19 protein-coding genes are annotated in these 16617 nt (G+C 74.9%); 14 read left to right on the top strand and 5 right to left on the bottom strand.

The window, feature by feature from the left end; translation table 11 throughout:
• Positions 1 to 60 precede the first annotated feature (60 nt).
• Together H7X46_RS28435 and H7X46_RS28430 are read left to right on the top strand one after the other, a co-directional pair.
• The gene (locus H7X46_RS28435; RefSeq protein WP_186362265.1) at positions 61 to 720 is read left to right on the top strand and encodes a DUF742 domain-containing protein; all 660 of its coding nucleotides are present in this window, start codon (positions 61 to 63) and stop codon (positions 718 to 720) included.
• 40 nt (positions 721 to 760) lie between these two features.
• Complete coding sequence (locus H7X46_RS28430; RefSeq protein ID WP_222132526.1) at positions 761 to 1312, top strand: ATP/GTP-binding protein; 552 nt, start codon at positions 761 to 763, stop codon at positions 1310 to 1312.
• Here the strand turns inward: H7X46_RS28430 and H7X46_RS28425 are convergent.
• Entirely contained in the window at positions 1309 to 3612 is a 2304-nt protein-coding gene (locus tag H7X46_RS28425) for a helicase-associated domain-containing protein (protein WP_186362263.1), read from the bottom strand. The genes H7X46_RS28430 and H7X46_RS28425 overlap by 4 nt on opposite strands.
• Positions 3613 to 3712: 100 nt before the next feature.
• On the opposite strand from H7X46_RS28425, the gene H7X46_RS28420 reads away from it, so the two are divergent.
• Both H7X46_RS28420 and H7X46_RS28415 read left to right on the top strand, forming a co-directional pair.
• Positions 3713 to 3892 carry a hypothetical protein gene (locus H7X46_RS28420; protein ID WP_186362262.1) on the top strand — a complete coding sequence of 60 codons (180 nt, stop codon included), beginning with the start codon at positions 3713 to 3715 and terminating at the stop codon, positions 3890 to 3892.
• A 44-nt stretch (positions 3893 to 3936) separates the two neighbouring features.
• Positions 3937 to 4497: an NTP transferase domain-containing protein gene (locus tag H7X46_RS28415; RefSeq protein WP_222131464.1), complete on the top strand. Its 561-nt coding sequence runs from the start codon at positions 3937 to 3939 to the stop codon at positions 4495 to 4497.
• Between the two features lie 83 nt (positions 4498 to 4580).
• On the opposite strand, the gene H7X46_RS28410 is transcribed toward H7X46_RS28415, so the two are convergent.
• Positions 4581 to 5183 carry a transglycosylase family protein gene (locus H7X46_RS28410; RefSeq protein WP_186362260.1) on the bottom strand — a complete coding sequence of 201 codons (603 nt, stop codon included), beginning with the start codon at positions 5181 to 5183 and terminating at the stop codon, positions 4581 to 4583.
• A 443-nt stretch (positions 5184 to 5626) separates the two neighbouring features.
• Here H7X46_RS28410 and moaC point away from each other — a divergent pair, with 443 nt between their 5' ends.
• Genes moaC through H7X46_RS31025 form a run of 3 tightly spaced genes read left to right on the top strand, consistent with a single transcriptional unit; the run spans position 5627 to position 7040 of the window.
• Positions 5627 to 6124: a cyclic pyranopterin monophosphate synthase MoaC gene (moaC, locus tag H7X46_RS28405; RefSeq protein ID WP_370589032.1), complete on the top strand. Its 498-nt coding sequence runs from the start codon at positions 5627 to 5629 to the stop codon at positions 6122 to 6124.
• Complete coding sequence (locus H7X46_RS31030; RefSeq protein WP_186362259.1) at positions 6121 to 6603, top strand: MogA/MoaB family molybdenum cofactor biosynthesis protein; 483 nt, start codon at positions 6121 to 6123, stop codon at positions 6601 to 6603. Before moaC ends, H7X46_RS31030 begins: the two co-directional genes overlap by 4 nt.
• Positions 6600 to 7040 carry a molybdenum cofactor biosynthesis protein MoaE gene (locus H7X46_RS31025; protein ID WP_186362258.1) on the top strand — a complete coding sequence of 147 codons (441 nt, stop codon included), beginning with the start codon at positions 6600 to 6602 and terminating at the stop codon, positions 7038 to 7040. The genes H7X46_RS31030 and H7X46_RS31025 overlap by 4 nt, the downstream gene beginning before the upstream one ends.
• 141 nt (positions 7041 to 7181) lie before the next feature.
• Here the strand turns inward: H7X46_RS31025 and H7X46_RS28390 are convergent, their stop codons facing one another.
• On the bottom strand, positions 7182 to 7766 hold the full coding sequence (locus tag H7X46_RS28390; RefSeq protein ID WP_186362257.1) for a transglycosylase family protein: 585 nt from the start codon (positions 7764 to 7766) through the stop codon (positions 7182 to 7184).
• A gap of 489 nt (positions 7767 to 8255) precedes the next feature.
• Between H7X46_RS28390 and H7X46_RS28385 the strand changes: the two genes are divergently transcribed.
• The 7 genes from H7X46_RS28385 to H7X46_RS28355 all read left to right on the top strand — a co-directional run bounded on the left by H7X46_RS28385 (position 8256) and on the right by H7X46_RS28355 (position 15633).
• Positions 8256 to 9167, top strand: a complete 912-nt coding sequence (locus tag H7X46_RS28385) for a MoxR family ATPase (protein WP_186362256.1) — start codon at positions 8256 to 8258, stop codon at positions 9165 to 9167.
• Between the two features lie 26 nt (positions 9168 to 9193).
• Complete coding sequence (locus H7X46_RS28380) at positions 9194 to 10330, top strand: VWA domain-containing protein (RefSeq protein ID WP_186362255.1); 1137 nt, start codon at positions 9194 to 9196, stop codon at positions 10328 to 10330.
• Complete coding sequence (locus H7X46_RS28375; RefSeq protein ID WP_186362254.1) at positions 10323 to 11450, top strand: XdhC/CoxI family protein; 1128 nt, start codon at positions 10323 to 10325, stop codon at positions 11448 to 11450. Before H7X46_RS28380 ends, H7X46_RS28375 begins: the two co-directional genes overlap by 8 nt.
• Positions 11451 to 11595: 145 nt before the next feature.
• Positions 11596 to 12870 (top strand): iron-containing alcohol dehydrogenase, encoded by a 1275-nt coding sequence (locus tag H7X46_RS28370; RefSeq protein WP_370589031.1) that lies wholly within the window; start codon positions 11596 to 11598, stop codon positions 12868 to 12870.
• Between the two features lie 10 nt (positions 12871 to 12880).
• Entirely contained in the window at positions 12881 to 14275 is a 1395-nt protein-coding gene (locus H7X46_RS28365; protein ID WP_370589030.1) for a GAF domain-containing sensor histidine kinase, read from the top strand.
• Complete coding sequence (locus H7X46_RS28360; RefSeq protein ID WP_370589029.1) at positions 14272 to 14979, top strand: response regulator; 708 nt, start codon at positions 14272 to 14274, stop codon at positions 14977 to 14979. The genes H7X46_RS28365 and H7X46_RS28360 overlap by 4 nt, the downstream gene beginning before the upstream one ends.
• A gap of 51 nt (positions 14980 to 15030) precedes the next feature.
• Positions 15031 to 15633, top strand: coding sequence for a hypothetical protein (locus tag H7X46_RS28355; RefSeq protein WP_186362253.1), 603 nt, complete (start codon positions 15031 to 15033; stop codon positions 15631 to 15633).
• A 21-nt stretch (positions 15634 to 15654) separates the two neighbouring features.
• On the opposite strand, the gene H7X46_RS28350 is transcribed toward H7X46_RS28355, so the two are convergent.
• A complete protein-coding gene (locus tag H7X46_RS28350) occupies positions 15655 to 16413 on the bottom strand; it encodes a thiazole synthase (protein WP_186362252.1) in 759 nt (252 codons plus the stop codon).
• A 2-nt stretch (positions 16414 to 16415) separates the two neighbouring features.
• Entirely contained in the window at positions 16416 to 16616 is a 201-nt protein-coding gene (gene thiS, locus H7X46_RS28345) for a sulfur carrier protein ThiS (RefSeq protein WP_186362251.1), read from the bottom strand.
• Between the last annotated feature and the right edge of the window lies 1 nt (position 16617).

Genomic DNA, 16617 nt, shown 5'->3' with positions numbered 1-16617 from the left:
AGCCGGAGCCGGAAGCGTCATGCACCCCATCCGAGGATCGACCAGAGCGGGTGAGATCCGATGACCCAGGACCCGGGCGGGTCGGGCCCCGAGCCCACGTTCGCTGACGTCATGAACGGGTTCAGCCTCGACTCGAAGCGCTCACCGAAGAAGCGGCGATGGGGTCGCACACCGTCCGACGCGCCGGACGCCGGGCCGGAACCGGCGGAGCCCCGGGCCCCGCAGCCCGGGCCGGCCGAGATGACCGGGCCGATCAGCGGCTCGGCCGCCTACGGGATGCCCCCCACGCCGGCCGAGCTGGAGTCCGCGCACCAGCCCGGTCCCGTCGACCCCCCTGCGGCAGCGGCGCCGCCCCCACCGTCCCCACCGACCGCGGGTGGGGCTGCCTTCGTGCGGCCCTACACGTGGACCCGGGGACGGACCAAGTCGGGCTACGAGCTGGCCGTCGAGACCCTCGTCTCGGTCAGCAACCGGGCCCGCAGCCAGCTGGAACGGCTGCCGATGGAGCACCGCTCCGTCGCCGACCTCCTCGTCGAGCAGACCCGCTCGGTCGCGGAGGTCGCGGCGCTGCTGTCGCTCCCCCTGGGCGTGGCCCGGGTGCTGCTCGGGGACATGGCCTCGGGCGGCACGGTGACCGTTCACCAGACCGCGAGCACCCCCGGTGACGTGCCGGATCTCGCGCTGATGGAAAGGGTGTTGAGTGGACTCCGTCGGCTCTAGACCGCAGGCACCGCAGCAGCCCGTCGCCCGTGCCGCGACGATGTCGGCCAAGATCGTGGTCGCCGGCGGGTTCGGCGTCGGGAAGACCACGTTCGTCGGTTCGGTCTCGGAGATCATGCCGCTGACCACCGAGGCGGTGATGACCGAGGCGAGCTCGTCGCACGACGACCTGTCGGCGACCCCGCACAAGCGGTCGACGACCGTCGCGATGGACTTCGGCCGCGTCTCGCTGGACGCCGACCTGGTGCTCTACCTGTTCGGCACGCCGGGCCAGCAACGCTTCTGGTTCATGTGGGACGACCTGGTCCGCGGCGCGATCGGCGCCGTCGTGCTGGTGGACACCCGCCGGCTCGCCGACTCGTTCGCCGCGATCGACTTCTTCGAGGACCGCGGGCTGCCCTACGTGGTGGGGGTGAACGCGTTCGACGGGCGCCTGCAGCACGGCCTGGAGGACGTCCGCGAGGCGATGTCGATCGACCCGACCGTCCCGATGGTGGTGTGCGACGCGCGTCAGCGGCAGTCCACGAAGGAGACGCTGATCGCGCTGGTGCAGCACGCCATGCACCAGCGGATGGCCGCCGGGGCGCGCTAGGAGGACCTGGCGCCGGTGGTGGCCCCGCCGGGCTCCACGGGCGCGATCGACGTGATCCGGTGGAGCTGGATCCGGCGGAGCTCCCCGTCGAGGGCGTCCCGGCCCTCGACGACCCCACCGCCCACCGACGTCGGCGCCAGCACCCGGTCCCCGGCGACGCCGTGCGCGTCGACGTAGCCGATCCAGACGGTCCGGCCCTCGCGTGCCGCGGCCTGCAGCGACGCGAGGTTGCCGGTGGAGCCGGTGGCCTCCCGCCGCCCGGCGACGCTGCGCCGCACCCCGGCCAGGGCGTCCCCGGCGCGCAGGCGCTCGACGAGCTCATCGGCCCGGTCGGTGGGGCTCTCGGTCACGACGGGGCGGCCGTTCGTGCCACGCCGGCGGGGCTCGACCCGCCTGCCCTTCGCGGCCAGGTCGAGCACGGCCCCACCCGCGTCCTCGGCGGCCGGGCTGAACCCGGCGGCCCGCAGCCCGTCCAGCACCTCGGCCAGCGGCAGCGCGCTCACCACGACGGTCGGGGCGATCCGGCGCAGGCCCAGCCCGGCCGTGCCCTCGTGCGCGAGGACCTCGGAGAGCAGGACGTCGTCGTCGGACCGCAGGAAGCAGCTGACCGCGCCGCCGCGCAGCCGGCCGTGCCGGCGGGCGACGTCGTCGACCAGGTAGGTCAGGGTCTGCGGCACCGGGGTGCGGGAGCGTGCGGCCAGGAACGCGTGTACGTCCTCGGCGGTGCGGCCGGTGTCCAGGGCCCGGCGCAGGCTCTGCTCGGTGAACCGGTAGACGGTCGCGCCGCCCGCGGACTCGACCTCGGCCAGGATCGCCAGCTCGTGCGCCAGGTCGGCGGACAGCCGCCCCGGCGCGACGGCGGTGAGGTCGGCCTGCAGCAGGACCTCCTCGACCGGGGCGGGCAGCGCGGCGTGCAGCGCGGCGGCCAGGTCGGTCGGGTGCCGCGCGTCGCGGGTCACCGGGTCCAGCAGCACCCGCCCGGCCGTGGTGAGCGCGTCCAGGGCGACGACGCCGATCGTGGTGGCCTCGGCGACCGTCCACTCCACCATCTCGTCGCGCAGCCGCCCGCCGCGCCGCGGGGCGGCCCAGGCGAGGACCCGCGCCAGGTCGCCGGCCGAGCCGACGGCGGTGCCGGCGGGCAGGTCGGCGAGGGTCTCCAGGATCCGCCGCCGGTCCCGCGGGGCGGGCGGGCGGCGCGGGCCGTCGGAGAGCGCGGTGATCGGCTTGTCGGCCTCGTCGCGGCGGCCGACCAGTCCGGGCAGCCGGGGCAGCTCCAGCCAGGTCCGGGCCAGCACCGCCCAGCGGGACTCCTCGGGCGCGGCGGCCCAGACATCGGCGTTGGTGGTCGGCAGCCACTCGGGTGCCATCGCCTCGCTCTCGCCGATCAGGTCGGCGCCGAGCAGGAGCTCGACGACCAGCGCGGCGGTGGGCTCGTCGGTGCCGGCCTCCTTGGCCGCCCGGCGCAGGTCCCGCACCCCGAAGCCGCCGGACCGCAGCACCCCGGGCGCCTCGCGTCCGATGAACTCGACGACCCGGTCGACCCGGCGCAGGAACTCGAGCGCCGCACCGGCCCCGGTGCCGTCCACGGTGGCGGGATCGCGCTCGCGCAGTCCGACGTCCGGCCGGGCGATGTCGAGCCGGCCCATCGGCCGCTCCCCGCGCAGCGCCAGCGCCACCTGCATGGGCAGCTCGACGGTGTCCGGGTCCCGGCGCCGCAGCAGGCCCTTCGCCAGCAGGGCGCCGACCGGTCCGGATCCCTCGGACGCGCCGCGGGAGCGCCCGATCGGCGGCCCCTGGGCGAGGACGTCGAGCACCCGGCGCTCGTCCTCGCCGGCTCCTGCCAGGAGGTCGGCGAGCTCGGCCGGGCCGGGGACGCCCGCCTCCTCCCGGCCGAGGCCGGCCGGCCACGGACCGACGACCTCGGCGGCCGCCGGGACCGCCGACAGGGCCTCGTCCGGGCCCCACGCCAGCGCGCGGGCGCGCAGCGCGGCGAGGCCGTCGGCGAACGTCGTGGCGTCGACGTCCGGGCCGAGCCACCAGCGGGGCCCGTGGCCGGTCGCCGTGCCGTCCACCGGGCCGCTGCCGGCCCCGGCGAGGACCAGCGCCTCCAGCACGGTCAGGGCGACGGTGCCGAGGTCCTCGCAGGCACGCTGCACGGAGGCTCGGATGGAGGCCCGGGTGGCCAGCACCGTGAGATCGGCCGGCGGCGGCACGGCGAGGTCCGGGCGCGTACGGAGCAGCGCGGCGAGGAACCCGTCGTCCTGCCCGCGCAGCCACTCGACCAGGGACGTCTGCACCACGACCAGGGTAGTCGGCGGATCCGCACCGGGGCGGACAGGACCCGTGGCCGTCCGGGATAATGACACCCGACACGCCGGACAGCACGCTGGAGGACCCCCGATGGCCAAGCCCGCCAACCCCGACCGGATCGACCCGACCTGGCCGCAGCTGCCGGACGGCGAGCACCCGGTCACCGAGCTCACGGGCAGCGTGCAGGGGAACATGTCGCCGTTCGGCGAGGTCGAGTTCCCGGTCGACAGCGTGCCCTACGAGCACCCGGTCACCGAGATCAACCGCTGACCGTGGTCGCGGGCCTGCTCCTCGCCGGTGGTGCCGGGCGCCGGATGGGCACCCCGAAGGCGCTGGTGCGGCTGCACGGCGAGCCGCTGGCCGTGCGCGCCGTGCGGGCGCTGCAGGCGGGCGGCTGCGGCCCCGTGACGGTGGTGCTCGGCGCCCGCGCCGACGACGTCACCGACCTGCTGCGCAGCGCCGGGATGGGTGCCCGCGGCAGCGACGTCGGCGTCGTCGTCGCCGAGGACTGGGACGAGGGCATGGGCGCGTCGCTGCGGCGCGGCCTGGGCGCGCTCGCGCACCTGCCCGGCACCGGGGCCGCGCTGGTGCACCTGGTGGACCTGCCCGGCGTCGGGCCGGAGGCCGTCGCGCGGGTCATCGAGGGGGCGACGCACGCGTCGCTGCGGCGGGCCGCCTACGACGGCGTCCCCGGCCACCCCGTCCTGCTCGGCCGGGATCACTGGTCCGGGGTGGTGGGCAGTTCCGCGGGCGACGCCGGTGCCCGCGGCTACCTGGCCGGCCGCCCCGATCTCGAGCTGGTCGAGTGTTCCGACGTCGCGGTCCCGGACGACGTCGACACGCCCGCCCAGCTCCGCCGGCTCGCCGGCACCTGACCTCCGCCCGGACCACCTGTGCTCCGGCCCCCTCCACGAGGGAACCGGAGCACGGGTGTAGCGGGAGCCCGGGTGGGGCCGGATCAGACGTTGATGACCTGGCCCGGGTGGATCAGCTGCCCGGCGCCGAGGCCCGGGTTCTTCGCGAGCAGGGTCTTCCAGTGCCCGCCACCGTGCGCGGCGGCGATCTTGCCGAGGGTGTCGCCGGACTTGACCGTGTAGGTCTTGCCGGACTTCGCGGCCGGCGCGCTGAGCTTCACGCGCTGGGGGGCCTGGCTGCCGGCGTCGCGCTCGACGGTGCGCGGCGTGGAGGAGCCGGAGGCGCCGGTCTTCTTGGAGCAGGACGGCCAGGCGTTCCAGCCCTGCCCGGCCAAAACCTTCTCGGCGACGGCGATCTGCTCGGCCCGGCTGGCCTGGTGCGCGGCGGGCGCGTACTCGCCGCCGCCGAAGGCCTTCCAGGTGCTCGGGGTGAACTGCAGCCCGCCGGAGAAGCCGTTCCCGGTGTTGGCCTGCCAGTTGCCGGAGCTCTCGCACTGCGCCAGCTTGTCCCACGTGGCGTCGCTGGCGGCGTTGGCCGGGACGACCGCGAGCATCGGGGCTCCGAGGACCGCGCCTGCGGCGGCGGTCCGGGCGATCGTGCGGCCGGCCGTACTGGGTTTGCGGTGCTTGCCGCGGTATCGAGCCATGGCTGGTCTCCCGCGTGGCGCGTTCCGACAGCGCCCTGGGGAGCGGGCGCGCGGTCCGGTGGCCGGGGAGTGACCACCGATCCGCCGTTGCGGTCGGCCCTGTCCCACGGATACCTCGGGGGCCGGTGTACCGCCGGACAGGGAGCGCTGCGGCACCGGAGCCCGTCCGCAAAGGGGGAGTCGGCCGGGCCGCGGACGAAGGTAGGACACGTCGGAGTGAGACGGAAGTCGTCCGCGACACGGTTCGGCGCGCGCCCGATCCGGCAGATCAAGATCGAGTAAACCGTTTCCGCTGGTCATTGCCGCAGATCACGAAGTGAATACGTTGACGGAAACTGTGTGTGTGAAAACATAAACGTGATGCAGATCACACTTCAAGCCCCGGTTGAGCGCCCTCCCGGAGGAGCCTCGGACGTGCCCCCGCGGGCGTATAGGGTCGTGGCGTGAGCAGCGAGCTGAGCCATGTCGACGAGGCCGGGGCGGCCCGCATGGTGGACGTCTCGGAGAAGCAGCCCGGGCGCCGTGCCGCGGTGGCGACCGGCGTCCTGCACACCACCGCCGAGGTGGTGCGGCTGCTGCAGTCCGACGGCCTGCCCAAGGGCGACGCGCTGGCGACCGCGCGGATCGCCGGGATCATGGGCGCCAAGCGGACCCCGGACCTCGTCCCGCTCTGCCACCCGATCGCGATCAGCGGAGTCACCGTCGACCTCGAGCCCGGCACGGACGGGGACGCCGGCCGGATCGCCATCCGGGCCGAGGTGCGGACCACCGACCGCACGGGCGTCGAGATGGAGGCCCTGACCTCGGTCGCCGTCGCGGGTCTCACGCTGCACGACATGATCAAGGCCGTCGACCCGGCCGCCGTGCTCGACGCCGTCCGGGTGGAGAGCAAGGACGGCGGCAAGACCGGGCACTGGACGCGGCCCGGGGACCGGCCGTGAGCACCGGCCGCACCGCACGCGTCGTCACGGCCTCCAACCGGGCCGCCGCGGGCGTGTACGCCGACCGGGGCGGGCCCCTCATCACCGAATGGCTGCGCGAGCGCGGCTACGCCACCCCCGACCCCGTCGTCGTGCCGGACGGCGAGCCCGTCGGGGAGGCGCTGCGGGCAGCCGTCACCGACGGCGTCGACGTGGTCGTGACCACCGGCGGGACCGGGATCTCCCCCACCGACGCCACCCCCGAGGTCACCCGGGCGGTGCTGGACCACGAGGTGCCCGGGCTGGCCGACGCGATCCGGCGGGCCGGGGAGGACGCGGTCCCCACGGCCGTCCTGTCCCGGGGCGTGGCCGGGGTGGCGGGCCGGACCCTGATCGTCAACCTGCCCGGGTCCCCGGGCGGTGTGAAGGACGGTCTCGGCGTGCTCGGGCGCGTCCTCGACCACGCCGTCGACCAGCTCCACGGAGGTGACCACCGATGACGTCTGCCGCGAACGCGCTCGTCCTGCGGGCCGCGGTCGGCGAGGAGCCGCTCGACGTCGACGAGCACGCCCGCCTCGTCGAGCACCCGGCCGCGGGCGCCGTCGTCACCTTCGCCGGCGTGGTCCGCGACCACGACGGCGGGAAGTCGGTGCACGGCCTGGAGTACAGCGCGCACCCGACCGCGGGCCGGATCGTCGCCGAGGTGGCCGAGCAGGTGGCCGCGGGCTCGCCGGGCGTCCGGGCGCTCGCCGTGAGCCACCGGGTCGGCCCGCTCGAGGTCGGGGAGGTCGCCCTGGCCTGCGCGGTCGCGGCCGAGCACCGGCAGGAGGCCTTCACCGCCTGCGCCGAGCTGGTCGACGAGGTGAAGCGGCTGCTCCCGGTGTGGAAGCACCAGCGCTTCGCCGACGGCACCGACGAGTGGGTCAACTCCACCTGAGGGCGCCCGGTACACCTGCGGCAACGGAACGGCCCGGGCCCTCCCGTGCAGGGAGGACCCGGGCCGTCGTCCGCCGGGGCGGGTGCTGGGGACACCGCACGCCCCGTGCCGCGCTCCCGGATGGCGGTCCGGGAGCGGAGGTCAGCGCAGCGTGAGGGCCTGCCCGACGCTGAGCACGTCCGGGTCCGCGATCCCGTTCGCGGCGGCGAGCTTCGCGACCGAGGTGCCGTGCGCCGCGGCGATCTTCGACAGGGTGTCGCCGGACTTGACGGTGTAGCCACCGCCGGCGGCCTTCGGCGCGGCCGCCTTCGGGGCGGCCTTCTTCGGCGCGGCCTTCGCGGCCGGGGCCGACGCCTTCACGCGCTTGCCGGGGTCGGCCGAGTGGCCGGTGATGCCCAGCTTCTTGGAGCAGGACGGCCACGCGCCCCAGCCCTGCGCGGCCAGCACGCGCTCGGCGACGGCGATCTGCTCGGCGCGGCTCGCGCTGCTCGCCGACCCGCTGCCGCCGTAGGCGCGCCAGGTGGACGGCGAGAACTGCAGGCCACCCTGGTACCCGTTACCCGTGTTGATCGACCAGTTGCCGCCGCTCTCGCACTGCGCGAGCTGGTCCCAGACGTTGTCCGGGGCGGCGTTGGCGGTACCGGAGATCGCGGCCGTCGCGCCGACCGCGACGATGCCCGCCGCGGCCACGCGCAGGAGACTTCGGCCCTTGGGTCCCTTGGTCATTGGTCTGCTCCCACCGCGCCGGCCCGATCGGTCACACGTCCGCGCAGTGGTCCCCGGACACACACGTGTGCCCGCCGTTCGCCGCGGAGCGTCGATCGGGACCGGGGAGCGACGTCCATGACGCCCGCGGAAGTGGTCTCTCTCGTCCCCGTCCCGTTCCGTTTTCCTCGACGGACCGGGCAGCCGCGGGACGGGGGTGTTCGGCGCGGCGGGCCCGGATGTTGGCTCGTTCAGCTGGCCGCTCCGGTCGGACCGGCCGACGAGAAATGTGAATGCGGGAATGGAATCCGTCAAACATGGAATGGGTGAGCGGAATCACGGTTACATGCTTGTGATTATCAGACGGGACCTAAACGCCCTGGTCAACGACGTCACATCACGGACGTATCACGGACCCATGAACAGTTCAGGATCGGAAGCAAGTCGGCCTCCTGACCCTCCGGAGTGCCGCTGTGGCCGCCCCTGCCCACCGTCCGGCATCCTGGTTCGGTGAACGACACCGCACCCGCCGGCGCCCCGCTCGGCCACCCGGCCCCCGGGAGCCCGGACGAGCTCGCCAAGGCGCTGCGCGCGACCGGCTACCTGGCCGACGACGGCCTGGCCACGGCCACCTACCTGGCCATGCAGATGAACCGTCCGCTGTTCTGCGAGGGCGAGCCCGGGACCGGCAAGACCGCGCTGGCCCAGGCACTCGCCGAGATCCTCGGCACACCTCTGATCCGGCTGCAGTGCCACGAGGGCATCGACGCCGGCCAGGCGCTCTACGACTGGGACTTCCCCCGCCAGCTGCTGCACCTGCGCACGCTGGAGGCCGCGGGCGGCGACTTCGACGTCGACTCGGTGGAGGCCTCCCTCTACGACGAGCGCTTCCTGCTCGCCCGCCCGGTCCTGCGCGCGCTGCGCACCACGCCCTCGGTCCTGTTGATCGACGAGATCGACCGGGCCGACGACGAGTTCGAGGCCTTCCTGCTCGAGGTGCTCACCGAGCACGCCGTCACCATCCCCGAGATCGGGGAGGTCCGGGCCGAGACGCCCCCGATCGTCGTCCTCACCTCCAACCGGACCCGCGAGGTGCACGACGCGCTCAAGCGCCGCTGCCTCTACCTCTGGCTCGAGCACCCGACGATCGAACGCGAGATCGAGATCCTGCACAGCAGGCTGCCCGACGTCCCGGAGCGGCTCGCCGCGGCGGTGGCGCGGGCGGTGCAGAAGCTGCGCCACGCCGACCTCATCAAGCCCCCGGGGGTCGCCGAGACCCTCGACTGGGCGCGGGCGCTGCAGCTCGTCGGGGCCCGTCACCTCGACGTCGGGACCGCAGCCCGCACGCTCGGCGCCGTCCTCAAGTACCGCGAGGACGCCGACCGGGTGCACCAGCAGCTCGACGCGCTGCTGGCGTCGTAGACCGCCGTGACCGGTTGACCATCGCCATGACCAGCAGTACGGAACGCACCGAGGCCGACACCCTGCTCACCGGGCTCGTCGGCTTCACCGAGGTGCTCCGCGCCGCCGGGGTGCCGGTGACCAGCGACCGGACCGCCGCGTTCCTGGAGGCGGCCGACGCCCTCGACGTGACCGACCGCGACCAGGCGTACTGGGCGGGGCGGCTGACCCTGTGCGCGGACCCGGACGACGTCGCCCGCTACGACCTGGCGTTCCCGGCCTGGTTCGAGCCGTCGCAAGCCCGCCGGGCGACCAACCGGGACGAGCGGCCGCCCGCCCCGCCGAAGCTCGCCGCGCTCGTCCCCGGGCGCGAGGGCACCGGCGACGACGACTCCGACGACGGCCCGCAGATCAAGGCCGCCGCCACCGGCACCGAGATCCTGCGCAGCCGCGATCTCGGCGAGCTGAGCCCGGCCGAACGCGAGCACCTGCGCCGGCTGATGACGCTGCTGCGGCCGGAGCCGCCGACCCGGGCGTCGCGCCGCAAGCACCGGCACCGCCGCGGCGATCCGGACCGGCAGCGGACCCTGCGTGCGGCGCTGCGCAACCAGGGCGAGCTGTTCTCGATCAAGCGCCGGGACGCGTCCCGGCGGCCGCGCAAGGTCGTCCTGCTGATCGACGTGTCCGGCTCGATGGAGCCCTACGCCGATGCGCTCATGCGGTTCGCGCACGTGTTCGTGCGCCGCGCGCCCCGGTCGGTGGAGGCGTTCACCCTCGGCACCCGGCTCACCCGGATCACCCGGGAGCTGCGCCAGCGCGACGCCGAACGCGCACTCGGTGCGGCCGGGAAGGCGATCCCCGACTGGTCCGGCGGGACCCGGCTCGGCGAGGTGCTGAAGGCGTTCGTCGACCGCTGGGGCCGGCGCGGCGCCGCCCGCCGCGCGGTGGTCGTGATCTTCTCCGACGGCTGGGAGCGCGGCGGGACCGAGCTGCTCGGCGAGCAGGTGGAACAGCTGTCCCGGCTGGCCCACCGGCTGATCTGGGTGAACCCGCACGCGGGCAAGGCCGGCTACGCCCCGGTCCAGGGCGGAATAGTCGCGGCGCTCCCGCACTTGGACGATCTGCTGGCCGGGCACAGCCTGGACACCCTGGAGAAGCTGCTGAAAGTGGTGCGACATGCGTGACGTGATCGATCAGCTCGAGGGCTGGTGGAAGAACGGCGAGCCCGCCGCGCTGGCGACCGTGGTCGGCACCTTCCGGTCCGCCCCCCGCCAGCCCGGCGCGTCGATGCTCGTCGGCCCGGGCGGCGAGGCCGTCGGCTCGGTGTCCGGGGGCTGCGTCGAGGGCGCGGTCTACGAGCTGGGCCAGCAGGTGCTCGCCGAGGACCGCCCGGTGCTGCAGCGCTACGGCGTCTCCGACGACGACGCGTTCGCCGTCGGCCTGACCTGCGGCGGCATCCTCGACGTCTTCGTCGAGAAGGTGAGCCCGGAGACCTATCCCCAGCTCGGCCGGATCGCCGAGGCGGTGCGCAACGAGGAACCGGTCGCCGTCGCCACCGTCGTCGCGGGCCCCGTCGAGCTGCTCGGCAAGCGCCTCGTGGTCCGGCCGGCCGGGTCGGAGGACGGTGTCGAGGGCGGGACCGGATCGGACCGGATCGACGACGCGATCCGCGACGACGTCCGCGGGCTGCTCGACGCCGGACGCAACGCCACCCTGACCTACGGCGTGCACGGCGAGCGCCGCGGCGAGGGCCTGCAGGTGTTCGTCGAGTCGTTCGCCCCGCCGCCGCGGATGATCGTGTTCGGTGCGATCGACTTCGCCGCCGCGGTGGCCCGGATGGGCTCGTTCCTGGGCTTCCGGGTGACCGTGTGCGACGCCCGCCCGGTGTTCGCCACGGCGAGCCGGTTCCCGGGCGCGAACGAGGTCGTCGTCGAGTGGCCGCACCGGTACCTGCAGGCCGAGGCCGAGGCCGGCCGGATCGACGGGCGGACCGCGCTGTGCGTCCTCACCCACGACCCGAAGTTCGACGTGCCGCTGCTGGAGGTCGCGCTGCGCCTGCCGGAGATCGGCTACATCGGCGCGATGGGCTCCCGGCGCACGCACGACGACCGGATCGCCCGGCTCCGCGAGCGCGGGCTCACCGACGCGGAGATCGGCCGGATGTCCTCGCCGATCGGGCTCGACCTGGGCGCCCGCACCCCGGAGGAGACCGCCGTGTCGATCGCCGCGGAGATGATCGCCCAGCACTGGGGCGGCGCGGGGATCCCGCTCGCCGAGCGCGAGGGACCCATCCACGCGTCCTAGTGCTCCACCCCGTGCTTTCGGGGAGTACTCGCCCGCCGAGGCAACTGCGACAGGGTATCGCACTGTACGGTGGGCGACACGCTCGTGACCGGGCCGTACCCGAGCACGGGCGGCGACCGGTCGGCGCGGAGCGGGAGGAGGCAGCGTGGTCCTCACCGGCGTGCCCGGAACCACGCGCGGGGACACCGTCCTCGTCCTCGACGGGGACGCGGCACGTCCGGGCAGCGCGGGCGAGCGGACGGTCCGGGTGCCGGATCACCCGGAGCGCCCCCGGCTGTCCAAGTTCCACGCGCCCGAGATCGTCTTCGGTGCGGACTCGCTGCCCGAGGCCGCGCACGCCGCGCTCCGGCTGGGTGCCCGCAGGCCGTTCGTCGTCACCGACCCCGGGGTGACCGAGGCCGGCTGGCCGGCCGAGCTCCTGGGCCACCTGCGCGCGGCCGGCCTGCGCCCGCAGCTGTGGAACGAGATCACCCAGAACCCGAAGGACCACGAGGTCCACGCCGGGTTCGCCCGCTACGAGAACTCCGGCTGCGACGTCGTGATCGGGATCGGCGGAGGGTCGGTGATCGACGCCGCGAAGGGTGTCGCCCTGCTCGCCACCAACGGCGGCACGATCGGCGACTACGAGGGCATCGACCGGATCACCCACCCGATCCCGCCGCTGGTGATGGTGCCGTCCACATCGGGCACCGGCGCCGACGTCTCGCAGTTCTGCATCATCACCGACACCGAGCGGCTCACCAAGCTCACGATCATGGGGCGGGCGCTCGTCCCGGACGTCTCGGTGATCGACCCGCGGCTGCTGGTGACCATGCCGGACTGGCTGAACGCCGCCACCGGGCTCGACGCGCTCACCCACGGCATCGAGGCGTTCGTGTCGCTGGCGCACGGGCCGCTCACCGACACGCACGCCCTGCACGCGGTCGCGCTCGTCCACACCAACCTGCCGACGACGATGCTCCGCCGCACCGACGAGGGCCCGCGCACGGCGATGGCGCAGGCGGCCCTGGAGGCCGGGCTGGCGTTCACCAACGCGATCCTCGGGGCCACGCACGCGATGAGCCACCAGGTCGGCGGCATGCTGGACCTCCCGCACGGGCTCATCAACGGTGTGCTGCTGCCGCACGTCATCCGGTTCAACGGGGCCGGTGACCCCACGCGGTTCGTGCCGATCGCCCAGGCCATGGGCCTGGACGCCCGGCCCGGCATGCCCGGTGACGAGGCCGTCGACATGGTCGCCGGCGAGGTCCGGAAGCTCGCCGACGAGGTGGGCGTGCCGACCGGGCTCGGCGCGATCGGTGTCCGGGAGGGCGACGTCCCGCGGCTGGCCCGGCTCACCCTGGGCGACGCCTGCCTGACCACCAACCCGCGCAGCGCGTCGGTGGAGCAGATCGAGGACCTGTTCCGGCGGGCGCTGTGAGGCCGGCGCGGTGACCGCCGCCCGGTTCCCCGGCCGCCGCACGCCCGCCCCGCCTGCCGCGACCGGCCCGGGGCACCGGGGCCGCCCCGACCTCGACCAGCTCACCGGGCTGCGGTCCGGCAAGCCCTCGTTCTACCCCGAGTACCGGGTCAACCTGGAGCGGCTCAAGCGCGTCATCCTCGCCCTGGACCGGATCTCCGCGGCGCTGGTCCGCACGATGGAGGGCTCCGAGGCGCTGGTCCGGGCGGTCGCCGACGCCGCAGCAGACCACCTGTCCGCGGACTGGCTGATCCTCGGGCTGGTCGACGGCGAGCTGCCCGACGCGGCGCCGCGGCACGTCGTGCTCGGCCCGGACGGTGCCGAGTGGCCCGACCTGCGCCGCGTCCCGGAGAAGGTGCGCCGGCACGTCGCCCTGCTGCAGATGGGCAGCGGCGCGGTCCACGACGGGCACCGCGACCACGACGACCGCACTCACGTGCACGTCCCGATCCGGTTGGACGGCCGCATCGTCGGCGGCTTCGTCGCCTGGACGCCGCCGGACCGGGAGATCGACGACACCGATCACTCGGTGCTGCGGATCCTGGCCGGCCAGACCGCGTCGGCGCTGCAGAACTGCGCCCTGCTCGACCGCGCCGAGCGGCTGCACGCCCGCACCGCCGCCCAGGCCGAGGACCTGCGGTCCCGCAACGACGAGCTGATGGCCACCCAGCAGGCGCTCAGCGCGGCGCGCCAGCGCGAGGTGCTCGACAACGAGCGGCACCGGATCGCCCGGGAGCTGCACGACAGCGTCACCCAGTACGCGCTGTCCGCCGGCATGCACATCGAGCTGTGCCGCTCGGAGATCGCCGGGCGGCCGGCGATCGCCGGCGCGGTCGAGCACCTCGACACCGCGAAGGACCTGACCCGGCGCGCGGTCGAGCAGCTGCGCTCGGCGATCTACGCGCTCAACGACGACGACCACGCCGACAAGGACCTGCCCTCGATGCTGCGGCAGCTCTCCACCGTGCACATGCCGGACGAGCTGCGGGTCGAGGTCACCATCGGTGGCACCCCGGTCCCGCTGCCGCACGAGCACGAGCAGTCGCTGTTCCGGATCGCCGGTGAGGCGCTGTTCAACACGGCGATGCACGCCTCGGCGTCCCGGGCGTCGGTCCGGCTGGCCTACCAGCCCGACCGGATCCGCCTGTCGGTCTCCGACGACGGCGGCGCCTCGCCCGACCAGATCCGCCGCATGCTGCGCGCGGCCACGGCCCGCGGCCCGTACGGCGAGCACCGCGGCCTGGTCAACATGGACACCCGCACCCGCGAGCTGGGCGGGACGCTGCGGTTCCGCCGCTCCCGGATGGGCGGGCTGCAGGTGCAGGTGGACGTCCCGCTCGGGGCGGCGGGGAAGGAGACCTCGTGAACGGACCGCTGCGGACCACGGGCGCGCCCGGTGCCGGCGGGATCCCGCGAGGCGGGCACCCGGCGGTCCGGGAGATCCGGATCGTCCTCGTCGACGACCACTCGATCATGCGTCAGGGCCTGCGTGCGGTGCTGGAACGCGAGGAGGACCTGCGCGTCGTCGGCGAGGCGGGCAGCGTGCCGGAGGCGTTCGCGGCCGTCGCGGCCGGCCGCCCGCAGGTCGTGCTGCTGGACCTCAAGCTCTCCTCCGGACCGCAGCCCGACGGCCTGGAGGTCTGCCGCAGGCTGTGCGCCGAGCACCCGGGCATCGGGGTGCTGGTGCTGACGACGTTCGCCGAGGACCGCCTCGTCGTCGAGTCGGTGCAGGCCGGGGCGCGCGGCTACGTCGTGAAGGACGTCGACACCACCGAGCTGGTCCGGGCCATCCGGGCGGTGTCCCGCGGCGAGAGCGCGTTCGACGCCCGCTCCGCGTCGGCGATGGTCCGGTCGCTGTCCGGCGGGATGCCGGACCGGGAACGGCTGACCGACCGGGAGCTGGACGTGCTGCGCCTGCTGGCCCGCGGCCTGTCGAACCGGGCGATCGGGGCCGAGCTGTTCATCTCGGAGACCACGGTGAAGTTCCACGTCGGGAACCTCATGCGGAAGCTGATGGTGTCCCGGCGGGCCGAGGCCGTCTACGCGGCGACGAAGCTCGGGCTGCTGTAGCGGGAGCGACCGCGGCGCGCAGGGCACCGGGCGGGGCGGTAGACAGGGCCGATGCGGTGGTATGCCGAACGCCCCGGCCGTCTGGCCCGCCAGGTCCTCGCGGACGTCCTCGCCCTGGGGTGGGCGGTGCTGGCGGTGACCGCGGGGGTCGTCGTGCGCGACGGCCTCCTGGCGCTGCGCGGGCCCGGCGAGTCGCTGGTCGCGGCCGGTGACCGGGTCACGAGCGCGTTCACCGGGGTCGGCGGGGCGGTGTCCTCGATCCCGTTCGTCGGGCCGGATCTGGCCCGCGCGCTGGCCCCCGCGACGGGGGCCGGCGCGGACCTGGCCGCCGCGGGCCGCGAGTTCGGCGACACCGTGGCCATGCTCGCGACCGGGGCGCTGGTCGTCGTCCCGCTGGTTCTGCTGCTCCCGGTGCTGCTCGGCTGGCTGCCGCTGCGGCTGCGCTACGCCCGCCGCGCCGGTGCCGCGGTGGCCGCGCGCGGGTCCGCGCCGAACCTGCTCGCGCTCCGCGCACTGGCCCGGGTCCCGGTGCGGACGCTGACCCGGGTCGTCCCCGACCCGGCGGCCGCGTGGCGGTCCGGCGACCCGGACGTCGTCGCCCGGCTGGCCGCGTTGGAACTGTCGGATCTGGGTCTGCGTCCCCGCGACCGGTGACCCGGACCCGCTGCACCCCTGTCAGTCCTCCCGCTCCGGCGAGCTCGCATGGGCCCAGTACCGGCGCGGGATCCGGCCGGCTCGCCGCGCGTCCCAGCCGGCCTCGACGCCGAGCCGCATCGCCCGGGCCATCCGCTCCGGATCCGCGGCCCGGGTGACCGCGGTGGCGAGCAGGACGGCGTCGCACCCCAGCTCCATCGCCTGCGCGGCCTCCGACGCGGTGCCGATCCCGGCGTCGAGCACGACCGGGACGCCCGCCGCCTCGACGATCATCTCGATGTTGTGCGGGTTCCGGATGCCCAGCCCGGTCCCGATCGGCGACCCCAGCGGCATGACGGCGGCGCACCCGGCCTGCTCCAGCTTCCGGGCGAGCACCGGGTCGTCGTTGGTGTAGGGCAGCACGGTGAAGCCGTCCTCGACGAGCTGCTCGGCCGCGTCGAGGAGCTCGATCGGGTCGGGCAGCAGGGTGCGCTCGTCCGCGACGACCTCCAGCTTGACCAGGTCGGTCTCGAGGGCCTCCCGGGCCATCCGTGCGGTCAGCACGGCTTCGGCGGCGGTCCGGCAGCCCGCGGTGTTGGGCAGCACCCGGATCCCGAGCCGGCGCAGCAGGTCCAGCAGCCCGGTCCCGCCGACGACGTCGACCCGGCGCAGGGCCACGGTCGTCAGCTCGGTGCCGGACGCGACCAGCGCCCGCTCCAGGATCTCCAGGTTGGTGGCACCCCCGGTGCCCATCACCAGCCGGGAGTCGAACAGGTGGTCGCCGAACGCGAGCTTGTCCATCGTCATCCTCCCTGCACCGCGGTCAGCACCTCGACCCGTGCGCCGTCGGCCGGCACGTACCCCGGCCAGGACGCCCGGGGCACGACCTCGCCGTCCACGGCGACGGCGACGCCCCGCTCGGGCAGCCCGGCGTCGGTGAGGACCCGGGCCAGGTCGGTCCCGTCCTCGATCTCGCGGCTCTCGCCGTTCAGCAGGATCACCATC

It is taken from the genome of Pseudonocardia sp. C8 (assembly GCF_014267175.1).
Classification (GTDB): Bacteria; Actinomycetota; Actinomycetes; order Mycobacteriales; family Pseudonocardiaceae; genus Pseudonocardia.
Note: the sequence above shows the minus strand (reverse complement) of the source record. Positions and strands in the feature narration are given on the sequence as shown.

Excerpts from the sequence above, each read along its gene's own strand:
- H7X46_RS28355 (WP_186362253.1), top strand. The coding sequence starts at position 15,031 with ATGCGGTGGTATGCCGAACGCCCCGGCCGTCTGGCCCGCCAGGTCCTC.
- H7X46_RS28350 (WP_186362252.1), bottom strand. The coding sequence starts at position 16,413 with ATGGACAAGCTCGCGTTCGGCGACCACCTGTTCGACTCCCGGCTGGTG.
- H7X46_RS28390 (WP_186362257.1), bottom strand. The coding sequence starts at position 7,766 with ATGACCAAGGGACCCAAGGGCCGAAGTCTCCTGCGCGTGGCCGCGGCG.
- H7X46_RS28375 (WP_186362254.1), top strand. The coding sequence starts at position 10,323 with ATGCGTGACGTGATCGATCAGCTCGAGGGCTGGTGGAAGAACGGCGAG.
- thiS (WP_186362251.1), bottom strand. The coding sequence starts at position 16,616 with ATGGTGATCCTGCTGAACGGCGAGAGCCGCGAGATCGAGGACGGGACC.
- H7X46_RS28415 (WP_222131464.1), top strand. The coding sequence starts at position 3,937 with ATGGGCACCCCGAAGGCGCTGGTGCGGCTGCACGGCGAGCCGCTGGCC.
- H7X46_RS28420 (WP_186362262.1), top strand. The coding sequence starts at position 3,713 with ATGGCCAAGCCCGCCAACCCCGACCGGATCGACCCGACCTGGCCGCAG.
- H7X46_RS28435 (WP_186362265.1), top strand. The coding sequence starts at position 61 with ATGACCCAGGACCCGGGCGGGTCGGGCCCCGAGCCCACGTTCGCTGAC.
- H7X46_RS28430 (WP_222132526.1), top strand. The coding sequence starts at position 761 with ATGTCGGCCAAGATCGTGGTCGCCGGCGGGTTCGGCGTCGGGAAGACC.
- H7X46_RS28380 (WP_186362255.1), top strand. The coding sequence starts at position 9,194 with ATGACCAGCAGTACGGAACGCACCGAGGCCGACACCCTGCTCACCGGG.
- H7X46_RS31025 (WP_186362258.1), top strand. The coding sequence starts at position 6,600 with ATGACGTCTGCCGCGAACGCGCTCGTCCTGCGGGCCGCGGTCGGCGAG.
- H7X46_RS28410 (WP_186362260.1), bottom strand. The coding sequence starts at position 5,183 with ATGGCTCGATACCGCGGCAAGCACCGCAAACCCAGTACGGCCGGCCGC.